The 12,946-nt window shown below is 47.7% G+C and carries 9 protein-coding genes; 8 read left to right on the forward strand and 1 reads right to left on the reverse strand.

Translation table 11 applies throughout. From position 1 onward, the window contains the following. Positions 1-405: 405 nt before the first annotated feature. The 7 genes from gltB (at position 406) to OCU87_RS14445 (ending at position 10,196) form a co-directional block, all read left to right on the forward strand. A complete protein-coding gene (gltB, locus tag OCU87_RS14415) occupies positions 406-4,869 on the forward strand; it encodes a glutamate synthase large subunit (protein WP_261857446.1) in 4,464 nt (1,487 codons plus the stop codon). A 13-nt stretch (positions 4,870-4,882) separates the two neighbouring features. Then, positions 4,883-6,295 carry an FAD-dependent oxidoreductase gene (locus tag OCU87_RS14420; RefSeq protein WP_261857447.1) on the forward strand — a complete coding sequence of 471 codons (1,413 nt, stop codon included), beginning with the start codon at positions 4,883-4,885 and terminating at the stop codon, positions 6,293-6,295. Between the two features lie 147 nt (positions 6,296-6,442). After that, positions 6,443-7,141, forward strand: coding sequence for a 5'-methylthioadenosine/S-adenosylhomocysteine nucleosidase (mtnN, locus tag OCU87_RS14425; RefSeq protein WP_062691240.1), 699 nt, complete (start codon positions 6,443-6,445; stop codon positions 7,139-7,141). Then, entirely contained in the window at positions 7,141-8,097 is a 957-nt protein-coding gene (locus OCU87_RS14430) for a cobalamin biosynthesis family protein (protein ID WP_062691239.1), read from the forward strand. Before mtnN ends, OCU87_RS14430 begins: the two co-directional genes overlap by 1 nt. 39 nt (positions 8,098-8,136) lie before the next feature. Continuing rightward, complete coding sequence (gene btuF, locus OCU87_RS14435) at positions 8,137-8,940, forward strand: vitamin B12 ABC transporter substrate-binding protein BtuF (protein WP_261857448.1); 804 nt, start codon at positions 8,137-8,139, stop codon at positions 8,938-8,940. Between the two features lie 54 nt (positions 8,941-8,994). Next, on the forward strand, positions 8,995-9,603 hold the full coding sequence (locus OCU87_RS14440) for a TRIC cation channel family protein (protein WP_094956472.1): 609 nt from the start codon (positions 8,995-8,997) through the stop codon (positions 9,601-9,603). 176 nt (positions 9,604-9,779) lie between these two features. Further along, a complete protein-coding gene (locus OCU87_RS14445; RefSeq protein ID WP_261857449.1) occupies positions 9,780-10,196 on the forward strand; it encodes a VOC family protein in 417 nt (138 codons plus the stop codon). A gap of 70 nt (positions 10,197-10,266) precedes the next feature. Here the strand turns inward: OCU87_RS14445 and tyrS are convergent, their stop codons facing one another. Next, positions 10,267-11,454: a tyrosine--tRNA ligase gene (gene tyrS, locus OCU87_RS14450; RefSeq protein WP_062691237.1), complete on the reverse strand. Its 1,188-nt coding sequence runs from the start codon at positions 11,452-11,454 to the stop codon at positions 10,267-10,269. Between the two features lie 128 nt (positions 11,455-11,582). Here tyrS and OCU87_RS14455 point away from each other — a divergent pair, with 128 nt between their 5' ends. Next, positions 11,583-12,902, forward strand: coding sequence for a peptidoglycan DD-metalloendopeptidase family protein (locus tag OCU87_RS14455; RefSeq protein WP_261857450.1), 1,320 nt, complete (start codon positions 11,583-11,585; stop codon positions 12,900-12,902). Positions 12,903-12,946 lie beyond the last annotated feature (44 nt).

The following is a 12,946-nucleotide window of genomic DNA, read 5'->3' on the forward strand; positions in this document are numbered from 1 at the left end:
GCCAGCTCAACAGAGCTGGCTTTTTTTATATGATTATTCAGTTGATAGCCCTCCTCTTCCCTAACGTCTCTTTACAAAAAGTGGCTCACCATCACCTTATTTCCTCAAAATAATCGCAACAATAAGATGATGCTCTTCCGAACACCACCTGTTAACAATTCGTTAAAATAAGTTTTAAGATCAATCCATTACAGTTTTTAATATCGCCATATTGCCCGATAAAAACGTAAACGGTCAAAATTTGACCTTTTTGTAATTTGCCGTTAACTTGGAAGATCGCAGGATGCGCAATGGTGGACGATCGGCGCCATAACTATGCAGTCAGACCACTTTTAACCTTATCAACCCACAAGTTATGAGATTAAAAGTTAACGCTCAGGATGAGCAGACCAAGGGAGAGTTGTCATGACACTGTATGACCCAAGGCTGGAAAAAGATAATTGTGGATTCGGCTTAATTGCCCATATCGAAGGCGAAACAAGCCATAAATTGGTACGAACAGCGATTTCAGCTCTGGATCGTATGACCCACCGTGGTGGTATCGCAGCCGATGGTAAAACGGGGGATGGTTGTGGGCTATTAATGAAAAAGCCCAGCGACTTCTACCGTATTATCGCCGAAGAACACAGCTGGAAATTGGCCCGCGAATTTGCCATTGGGATGTTATTTCTTAGCACCGACCCAATCAAAGCCGAGCAAGCCCGTAAAATTATCACTGAAGAACTCAGTAAAGAAACACTCTCCATTGTCGGTTGGCGCGATGTACCCATTAATTCACAAGTCTTAGGCCCTATCGCCAAAGAGTCACTGCCCGATATTGTCCAGGTATTCATCAATGCTCCTGCAGGCTGGAAGCCACGCGATATCGATCGTCGCCTGTATATTGCGCGTCGTCGTATCGAACAACGGATCAACCAAGACCCTGATTTTTATATCTGTAGCCTGTCGACCCAAGTGACCGTCTACAAAGGCCTTTGCATGCCCGCGGATTTACCGCGATTTTATACCGATTTGGGTGATCTTCGCTTACAGTCATCCATTTGTTTATTCCACCAGCGTTTTTCTACTAACACCCAACCTCGCTGGCCACTGGCACAGCCATTTCGTTACCTCGCACACAATGGTGAAATCAATACCATCGCAGGTAACCGCCAATGGGCACGCGCTCGAGGCTATAAGTTTTCCTCGCCATTATTGCCCGATTTACAAACTGCAGCCCCCTTTGTCAATGAAAGCGGCTCAGATTCATCAAGCCTAGATAACATGCTGGAGCTCTTTCTAGCAGGTGGGATGGATCTCTTCCGCGCGATGCGGATGTTAGTACCACCCGCATGGCAAAATCACCCAGACATGGATCCTGAGCTTCGCGCTTTTTACGATTTTAACTCCATGCACATGGAACCCTGGGATGGTCCCGCTGGCATCGTAATGTCAGACGGACGCTATGCCGCCTGCAACCTTGATCGTAATGGCTTACGCCCTGCTCGCTATGTGATCACCAAAGATAAACTTATCACTCTAGCTTCTGAAATTGGCATTTGGGATTACGCCCCCGATGAAGTATTAGAAAAAGGCCGTGTCGGTCCTGGCGAGCTGCTGGTTATCGACACCAAATTTGGCAAGATTTGGCACTCTAAAGACATCGACAACGATTTAATGGCCCGTCACCCGTATAAAGAGTGGCTCGATAGTCATGTCAAACACCTCACGCCATTTGAACAATTGGATGATGAGCAAGTCGGCAGCCGATCGTTATCCGATAACGAATTAAGCACCTACCAAAAACAATTTGGTATGAACCGTGAAGAAATAGACCAAGTACTTAGAGTGATTGGGGAAAATGGCCAAGAAGCCACAGGTTCGATGGGAGATGATGCACCGATGGCCGTGCTTTCTTCCAAAGAACGCAGTGTGACTGATTACTTTCGCCAAATGTTTGCCCAAGTGACCAACCCGCCGATTGATCCACTGCGCGAAAAGCATGTGATGTCGCTGGCCACCTGCATTGGTCGCGAGATGAATGTGTTTTGCGAAACCGATGGTCATGCCTACCGCGTCGCCTTTAAATCGCCCGTGCTGCTGTATTCCGATCTGGTTCAGCTACTTGAGCTCGACAGTCAATATTATCGCAACAGCATCGTAGACATTAACTACGACCCCGCAGAGAAAGACTTACAGCAAGCTATCCTCGATCTGTGTGATCAAGCCGAGCGCTTAGTCCGCAGTGGCACCGTGCTTATTGTGCTATCAGATCGGGGCATCAATGCCAGCAAAGTCCCAATTCCAGCGGCGATGGCAGTCGGGGCAGTACAAACCCGCTTGGTCGATACCCATTTACGCTGTGACGCTAACATAGTGATTGAAACCGCCACCGCCCGCGATCCACACCAATTTGCAGTATTACTCGGTTATGGCGCGACTGCCGTTTATCCATACCTTGCGTATGAATCGCTAAGCCAACAAATCGACAGAGGTGCAATCAATAAGCCGTACCGTGATGTCATGATCAACTTCCGCGATGGTATCAACAAAGGCTTATTTAAGATCATGTCAAAGATGGGCATTTCCACCATCGCCTCGTACCGCTGTTCACATTTATTTGAAGCGGTAGGGCTTCATCAAGATGTGATCGGCCTTTGTTTCAAAGGGACGGCTAGCCGTATTTCCGGTGCAAACTTCGATGATTTCCAACAAGATGCCATCAACTTAGCGCGTCGTGCATGGCTCAAACGTAAACCCATCGAACACGGCGGTTTGCTCAAATATGTGCATGGCGGTGAATTTCATGCCTATAACCCCGATGTTGTCGGCACACTCCAACAAGCGGTTAAATCAGGAGATTATCAAGATTATCTCGCCTTTGCCCGCGAGGTAAATGAACGTCCAGTTGCTGCTATCCGAGACTTGCTACAACTGACGAAAAGCGAAAGCCCTATCGCAATAGAACAAGTCGAAGCCGCCACTGAGTTATACAAACGCTTCGATTCTGCGGCAATGTCAATTGGCGCCCTTAGCCCCGAAGCACACGAAGCACTCGCCATTGCTATGAACCGCTTAGGCGGCCATTCCAACTCTGGCGAAGGTGGCGAAGACCCTCGTCGGTTTGGCAACGAGCGTAACTCACGGATCAAGCAGGTCGCCTCTGGTCGTTTTGGCGTTACCCCGCATTACTTAGTCAATGCCGATATTATCCAAATCAAAGTCGCCCAAGGCGCAAAACCCGGTGAGGGCGGTCAATTACCCGGCCATAAGGTCACTACCGAAATTGCTAAGCTGCGCTATGCCGTCCCTGGGGTCACGCTCATTTCACCGCCCCCGCACCACGATATTTACTCGATTGAAGATTTAGCCCAACTGATCTTTGATTTAAAAGAGGTCAACCCAGCCGCCATGGTCTCGGTCAAGCTGGTCTCTGAACCAGGCGTGGGAACGATTGCCACAGGTGTTGCTAAAGCCTATGCCGACTTGATCACTATATCAGGCTACGATGGCGGAACAGGCGCGAGCCCATTAACCTCCGTTAAATATGCAGGTAGTCCGTGGGAGTTGGGGCTAGCTGAAACGCAACAGGCCCTTGTGGCCAATGGCTTACGCCATAAAATCCGCCTGCAAGTGGATGGCGGCTTAAAGACAGGGTTAGATGTTATCAAAGCCGCCATTTTAGGTGCAGAAAGCTTTGGTTTTGGCACGGCGCCCATGGTGGCATTAGGCTGTAAATATCTGCGTATTTGTCACCTCAATAACTGTGCAACAGGCGTTGCAACCCAGGATGAAAAACTGCGCCGAGATTACTTCAAGGGCTTACCTGAGCAGGTAATGAATTACTTTGTTGGACTTGGCCAAGAAGTACGAGAGTTACTGGCACAACTTGGCGTTGAAAAACTCACCGACTTGATCGGCCGTACCGATTTACTGATCGCCCTTGATGGCTTCAGCGCCAAACAACAGAAGCTCGATTTAACTGGCCTACTTCACGCCCCCACCCCCGCAGAAGGCAAAACCTTGTATTGCAGCGAGCCCAATACCCCCTTCGATAACGCAGTCTTGAGCCAAACTTTACTGGAAGAAGCATTGCCCGCGATAACCGCACGCAGCGGCGCAGATTTATACCACAACATACGTAACACTGACCGCTCTATTGGGGCTAGATTATCCGGTGAAATTGCAACCCGTTACGGCAATCAAGGTATGGCATCTTCCCCCATTAATCTTCATTTGACGGGCACCGCAGGGCAATCTTTTGGAGTCTGGAATGCGGGCGGTCTTAACCTTCATCTTATTGGCGATGCTAACGATTATGTCGGCAAAGGTATGACAGGGGGGAAAATCACCATTCACCCCCCAATGGGCTCGGCCTTTAAATCACATGAAGCCACCATTATCGGAAACACCTGTTTATACGGCGCAACAGGCGGAAAACTGTTTGCAGCAGGTACCGCAGGTGAACGATTTGGCGTAAGAAACTCTGGCGCCATCGCTGTGGTTGAAGGCGTGGGCGATAATGCTTGTGAGTATATGACAGGCGGGATAGTCGCCATCTTAGGGACAACAGGTGTGAACTTTGGCGCAGGCATGACAGGCGGCTTTGCTTACATCCTAGACCAAAACGGTGACTTCGCCGGACGGGTAAACCCTGAACTGGTCGAAGCGCTTCCACTCGATGATTTAGCTATCCACCAAGAACACCTTCGTGGGCTTATCGACCACCATTTGGAAGAAACAGGATCACGCCGAGCCCAAGAAATTCTGGCCGATTTTGATCTATGGATTCCTAAGTTCTATCTCGCGAAACCGAAGTCAGCCGATGTGAACACCCTCTTGGGGCATCAAAGTCGTTCAGCCGCTGAACTACGCGTTCAAGCACAATAAGGAGGGAACCTTCATGAGCCAGAACATTTACCAATTTATTGATGTATCTCGCGTAGATCCAGCGAAAAAGCCACTCAAAATCAGAAAAATTGAGTTCGTTGAAATCTATGAACCCTTTACTCAGCAACAAGCCAGCGCCCAATCCGATCGCTGCCTCGATTGCGGTAACCCGTATTGTGAATGGAAATGCCCTGTCCACAATTACATTCCACAATGGCTTCAATTAGCCAATGAAGGCCGCATTATTGAAGCCGTCGAGCTCTCGCATCAGACCAACACCTTGCCTGAAGTCTGTGGTCGGGTGTGCCCACAAGATCGTTTATGTGAAGGGTCTTGCACCCTCAATGCCGATTTTGGTGCCGTCACCATCGGCAACGTCGAAAAGTACATTACCGATAAAGCCTTTGAAATGGGCTGGAAACCTGACATGTCACATGTTGAGTGGACCGACAAAAAAGTCGCGGTGATAGGCGCAGGACCTGCTGGCCTATCATGTGCTGATATTCTGGTGCGCAATGGCGTCAAACCCGTCGTCTTTGATCGTTATCCTGAAATTGGCGGCCTGCTCACTTTTGGTATCCCCTCGTTCAAATTAGAAAAAGAAGTGATGATTAACCGCCGTAAAATCTTCACTGAAATGGGCGTTGAGTTCCAGCTTGAGACTGAAGTAGGCAAAGACGTGCAACTGGCTGACTTAATCAAAGACTATGACGCGGTATTTCTTGGCGTTGGCACCTATAAAAACATGCGAGCAGGCCTAGCCAACGAAGAGGCCAAAGGCGTGTACGATGCACTGCCCTTTTTAATTTCTAATACTTACAAAGTGATGGGACTCGACACACCAACACCCTTTACCGATATGAAAGGAAAACGTGTGGTGGTACTTGGCGGCGGCGATACGGCGATGGACTGCGTACGTACCTCAGTGCGCCAAGGGGCCAAAAAAGTCATTTGTGCTTATCGCCGTGATGAAGCCAATATGCCGGGTTCCAAACGCGAAGTGAAAAACGCACGAGAAGAAGGGGTTAACTTTCAGTTTAACCTACAGCCACTAGGCGTCGAGGTAGACCAAGCAGGGCATGTCACTGGCATCAAAGTCGTCAAAACCGCCCTTGGTGAGCCCGACGATGCTGGCCGCCGCCGCCCTGAGCCCGTCGCTGGCAGCGAACATATTATTAAAGCCGATGCCGTGATCATGGCCTTTGGTTTTCAGCCACACGCCATGCCTTGGCTCAGTGATTACAATGTCGAGTTGGATCAATGGGGGCGTATTCAAGCACCACAAGATAACGCCTTTCCATTCCAAACCTCCAACCCTAAAATCTTTGCGGGCGGTGATGCTGTGCGCGGCTCCGATCTGGTAGTTACCGCCATTGATGAAGGGCGACGCGCAGCCGATGGAATCATGGATTTTCTGGATGTCTAATCGTTAACTGATTACCACAAGAAAGAAAGATAAAAACAGCGAGAGAGACGAGGCGTTAAGCTCTGACCTCTCGCTTTTTATTTGTTACAATCTCGCCATTATGCGCTCAGTGTGAGCGCACATCTGAACAACAAAGAGAAGCTAGCTATGAAAATCGGCATTATCGGTGCGATGGAGCAAGAAGTTGCGATCCTAAAAGACCAACTGACTAACTGTGAAACACACAAAAAAGCAGGTTGTACCATTTATACAGGTACGCTAAACGGTGCCGATATCGTGTTACTGCAATCAGGTATTGGTAAAGTAGCCGCAGCTGTTGGCTCTGCAATTATGCTAGAAGTTTTCCAACCTGATGTGGTACTTAACACAGGTTCTGCGGGCGGCTTTGATAGCAGCCTAAACGTAGGTGATGTCGTGATTTCAAGCGAAGTTCGCTACCACGATGCCGATGTAACTGCATTTGGTTACGAAATCGGTCAAATGGCACAACAACCTGCCGCTTTTGCATCTGATGAAAAACTAATGGATATCGCTGCGCAAGCACTGGCAACAATGGAAGACGTGCACGCTATTCGCGGTCTAATTTGTACTGGCGATGCGTTTGTATGTAGCGCAGAGAAACAACAATTCATACGTGACAACTTCCCAGCAGTTATCGCTGTTGAAATGGAAGCAGCGGCTATTGCCCAAGCATGTCATCAGTTCAACGTACCATTTGTTGTTGTTCGCGCAATTTCAGATGTAGCAGACAAAGAATCGCCAATGAGCTTTGATGAGTTCCTACCACTGGCAGCGAAAAGCTCTTCAGTGATGGTAGCTAAAATGGCTGAGTTACTGAATCAGTAATGAACGACCTTTTAGCGATACTCGCTAACAATAGCACCCTACTTGCAATGTGGGGTGCCATTGCATTGCATTGGCTTATTGCCATTCCGCAAGACCTTCACCCGCTCAACTTATGGCAACGCTTGGCCATCATGCTAGCCAGCCGCGTTAATAAACCTAATGATAACCGCCACCAACGTTTACTATCAGGTTTGCTAACTTGGTCACTAATGTGGCTTACCATGCTCATTATGCTGATTGCCTGCAAACAGTTAGTCTGGATTGACGCCCTGTTTGATCTCACCTTGTTATGGTTCGCATTGGGTTGGAAAAATATCAGCCAACTCAGCCACCAGCTGATCAAAGCCTATAGCGCCGAAAATAAAACCCTCTGTCGACGCCTACTCAGCACCACTCTTAATCGCCAAACGGAAAGCCTGTCTTTATTAGGGCTAGGAAAGGCGGGGGCTGAAACACAACTGCTCGGCTATGGTCGCCAAGTCATTGGCGTGCTGTTTTGGTACGGGCTCGCAGGTGGGATTGGTGCGCTTATGTATCGTCTTGCGGTCAGCCTAGCGCGCGTATGGTCACCAACCCGCAAGCAATATGTATTTTTTGGTTATCCTGCCATTCGCATTTTAGCGGTACTCGATATAGTTCCATTACGCTTATTCGCCTTACTTATCGCGCTGGGACAAAACGGAAAAGTGGCGTTACGCAGTTTATGGCAGCAAGGTGAAAACTGGCAGCTTCCAGGACCTGGCTGGCTACTTGTCGCAACGGGCAACAAACTATCACTTTCTCTCGGAGGGCCTGCAATTTATGAAGACCGTAAATTGGAACGTCCACGCTTAGGCGGGAAAATAGCCCCTGCGGCTTTACACCTTGCTCAAATCGAGCAAGTCGCTAAAAGCCGAGTCATCATTTGGCTGGTGGTACAAAGTTGTCTTATCATTCTTTTCCAAGGAGCTTTTTAAGTGCGTTTCGCTTGCTGCTGTTTTTTGTTTTTTTCCACGATGAGTTTTGCAACACAACCCGCAACTCGAGTGATAAGCTTATCTCCTCACATGACTGAGCTAGCGTATGCCGCAGGGTTAGGCGATAAGCTGATTGCAGCAACGGAATACAGCGATTACCCCAAAGCCGCACTCAAGCTAGAACGCGTCGCCAATCATAGAGGCATTAAATTAGAACGCATTGTTGCCCTTCAGCCCGATCTGATCCTGGCATGGAAAAGTGGTAACCCCCCTCGAGAAATGGCCAAGCTTGAGCAGCTGGGATTCAATGTTGTCTACTCCACTTCAAAAGAACTGCCAGCCATTGCCGACACCATCGAGCGACTGGGTCAATACGCCGACTCCCCCGTACAAGCACAACAAGCACAACAAGCAGCGAACGATTACCGTGAAAAGCTCGCAGCACTGACCCTGAAATATCAGCGCCAAGAAAAAGTACGCTACTTTTATCAGCTCAGCGCCGCTCCAATAATCACCGCCGCGGATGGACACTGGCCGACTCAAGTGTTTCAAGTCTGTGGTGGTGAGAACATTTTTGCCGCAAGTAAAGCCCCATATCCGCAGGTATCACAAGAGCAAGTTGTGATCCGCCAACCAGAAATCATATTTGGTACCTCTCACGCCAATACAAATGTTGATATATGGCAAGACTGGCAGGGTAAAATACCTGCTGTCGATAATCGACAGATATTTACCGTGAATTCAGACTGGCTTAACCGCCCGACACCTCGAACGCTAAAAGCGATCAAGCAGGTATGCGATCACCTAGACACGGTACGAGAACAACGACGTGCGACACAGTAGTCCGCTGCTCTGCCGTCATCTTTATTTTCGCTTTCTTTATCAGGTAATACTTTAATGCTTATCTATCTCCTTGATATGTTTGGTACTGCTGTATTCGCAGTATCAGGTGTGCTCTTGGCTGGACGGTTACGAATGGATCCCTTTGGCGTTGTGGTACTCGCCAGCGTAACGGCTATTGGTGGTGGTACTATTCGTGACATGGCGCTGGGTGCAACGCCTGTGTTCTGGATCACTGATACCAATTACCTTTGGGTGATCTTCATTACATGCTTATTCACGATGGCCGCTATTCGTCGACCTCAAAAGCTGCCGTGGTATGTTCTCCCTGTTGCCGATGCCATAGGTTTAGCGGTATTTGTCGCCATTGGTGTTGAAAAAGCATTACGTTTTGGCGCATCACCTATGGTGGCTGTGATCATGGGTGTGCTTACAGGCTGTGGCGGTGGTGTGATCCGTGATGTACTGGCGCGTGAGATCCCCATGGTATTACGTACTGAGGTATACGCGACTGCCTGTATTCTTGGTGGTATCGTGCACACAACAGGTTTGTTAACTGGTTTTACAACCGAAGTATCCTCACTTGCGGGCATCATCACCACGCTGACGATTCGTCTCGCGGCTATCCGCTGGCACTTGTCGTTACCATCACTGACACTACGCTAATAACAAAACTATTTATTACTTTCCGTTTCAAAAAACCGCCGACCCTGGCGGTTTTTTTATGCTTCACCCCAACTAAGTAATATAAAAACTTTACTTAATGACAAGCACTACTACTATGTAAAGTATAAATATTACTTAACCTTTTTATTCCATTCGATATGAAGCGGAGAGCAACCATGAAACCCTACGTTGAGCATGCCAACATTACGATCAAAGATATCGTTCACACCATTACGTTTCTACAAACTGCGATACCTGAATTTAACGTTCGACATCGCGGATACAACGAGACTTATCGTTGGTGTCACATAGGCACGCAAGACAGCTATTTAGCATTACAAGAGGTACTTGAGCGCACTCAGGTCGACCGTAACCCGTATGTCGATATTGGGATTAATCATGTGGGTTTGGTGATTGACGATGTGGATGCAGCCAAAGTGCGATTGCTGGCCGCTGGCTATGTGCAGAATGATCTGGCGACCGATCACCCTTGGCGAAAACGTATCTATTTCTTTGACCAAGATGGTGTGGAGTGGGAGTTTATTGAATACCTGAGTCAGCAAGCGAAAGAGCGTAATGACTATGATCTTTGATATTGAATAGCGTAGCGGCATTAAAAAAGGCGCCGAAGCGCCCTTTGATTCTCTGAATCAGCAATAATGATTACTTCAGAGTAATACGTGCAAACTTACGTTTACCGACTTGGTAAACCGCAGTACCTGCCGCAGGAATTAGCTTAGTATCTTCGATTTTATCACCGTCGATCTTGGCTGCACCTTGGCGGATCATACGCATCGCATCTGATGTCGAGTTAACCAGGCCTGCTTCTTTTAGTAGGTTACCAATCGCCATACCCGCTTCAAACTCAAGCTCAGGCATTTCTTCTGGCATCGCACCTTTTTGGAAACGGTTGATGAACTCTTGCTCTGCTGCGTCAGCATCGGCTTCAGAGTGGAAGCGAGCAATGATTTCTTTCGCTAGCAAGATCTTAACATCGCGAGGGTTTTTACCGTTCGCCATGTCTTCTTTAAACTGCGCGATTTCTTCTAGTGGACGGAATGACAAGCATTCGAAGTAGTTCCACATAAGATCGTCAGAGATAGACATGATCTTACCAAACATTTCGTTTGGCACGTCGTTCACACCAATGTAGTTGTGCGCCGACTTCGACATTTTCTTCACGCCGTCTAAACCAACCAATAGTGGCATGGTTAACACAACCTGTGGTTTTTGACCGTTCGCTTTTTGTAGCTCACGCCCCATCAGAAGGTTGAACTTCTGATCAGTACCACCAAGCTCTACGTCAGTTTCCATCGCCACAGAATCGTAACCTTGTAGCAATGGGTACATGAATTCATGAATAGCAATTGGACGACCGTCAGCATAACGCTTTTTAAAGTCATCACGTTCTAGCATACGTGCAACCGTTTGGTTTGCCGCTAGACGGATCATACCTTCAGCACCTAGCTCAGATAACCATGTAGAGTTGAACTCAATTTTGGTTTTTGCTGGGTCTAGAATTTTGAATACTTGTTCTTTGTACGTTTCAGCATTTGCTAAAACATCTTCACGAGTCAACGGTGGACGCGTGGTGTTTTTGCCTGTTGGGTCACCCACCATGCCGGTGAAATCACCGATTAGGAATGTCACATCGTGGCCAAGCTCTTGGAAAGTGCGTAGCTTGTTTAGGATAACTGTGTGACCTAGGTGGATATCTGGGGCTGTTGGATCTGCACCCAGTTTGATACGTAATGGACGGTTTTCTTTTAACTTGGCAATCAGCTCTTCTTCTGGAATAAGCTCATCGACACCACGCTTAATCTCAGCTAAAGCCTGTTCAATGCTGACCATTCTTGTTCGCTCCCACAGAATTGGCAAAAAAGTGATAATCGACCATCTTACTTGAATAGCGATGTTTTTTGAAACCAGTTAGACTGCGTGTTGTCTATTTTTTTATTCAGGCCATTTATAGATCCACCATGCCGTTTAGTAAGCTAGCTCAATTACCCAAGATTCATCAGATACTGATCGCCACGATCAGTGCTCTTATCGTGCTGTTGCTTCTGCTACCTTCACCCGACAATATGGCGCCGGCTGATCGTAAATTTGAAGTAGGCAAGGCGTATCCCGTTGCTGTCAATGTGGACACCCCGCAACTGCTTCCCGCAGAAAGTACAACTTTACCTTCAGCGCCTCTGACATGGAAAAAACACAAAATAAAATCAGGAGAAAGCCTTGCTGTTGTCTTCGACAAAGTCGGATTAAGTCCAGCAACCTTATACCGTCTCGTCAATGCCGATGAAGGCACGCGCTCTCTCACCAACCTGCGCCCAGGCGACACATTAAAATTTGGCTTTGATGAAAATAACGAGTTGATCCAACTCATCAAGCCCAATACAGCTACCGACACTCTCGTGATTACACGTACCGCTGATAGCTTTGTTTCAAAAGCAGAAACGAAAACCGTCGATACTCAACTTAACTTTGCTAAAGCAACCATCACATCCAGCTTTTGGAATGCCGGTGATAAAGCGGGGTTAACAGCTAATCAAATTATGGAGATTGCTGGGATTTTTGGTTGGGATATCGATTTCGCGTTAGATATTCGCGGGGGGGATAAGTTCTCTGTATTGTTTGAAGAACAATTTGTTGAAGGTGAATCCATTGGTCGAGGAAATATTCTCGCCGCAACCTTCACCAACCTAGGTCAGACATTTACGGCGGTACGCAGTGAAGACGGTAAGTATTACGATAAAAATGGTAACGCCATGCGTAAAGCTTTCCTCCGCTCACCAATTAACTTCCGTTATGTCAGCTCTAACTTTAACCCTCGTCGCTTACATCCAGTGACAGGCCGAGTAAAAGCACACCGAGGCACAGACTATGTTGCACCAGTTGGCACCCCTATTTGGGCTGCGGGTGACGGTATAGTGATGAAGTCGGCGTATAACAAGTTTAATGGTAACTATGTCTTTATTCGCCACACCTCAACGTATATCACCAAGTACCTGCACATGACCAAGCGTAAAGTCAAAACAGGTCAACGGGTTAAACAAGGACAAACCGTCGGTACACTTGGTGGGACAGGCCGTGTAACTGGCCCCCACTTACACTACGAGTTCTTGGTTAACGGCGTACATAAAAACCCACGCACAGTGAAATTGCCTCAGGCAGAGTCTCTTCATGGGAAACAAAAGACCGCCTTCAAAAAGCATGCTGATAAACGCTTAAATCAATTAGCACAGTTCAGTAACTTGCTGGCTGGCACAAATAGCCCATTAATTATCAAACAAGGATAATTAACCTATTCGCGCACAACAAAAAAGCCGTCACTTACAGTAAG

It is taken from the genome of Photobacterium sanguinicancri, from assembly GCF_024346675.1.
GTDB classification, from domain to species: domain Bacteria; phylum Pseudomonadota; class Gammaproteobacteria; order Enterobacterales; family Vibrionaceae; genus Photobacterium; species Photobacterium sanguinicancri.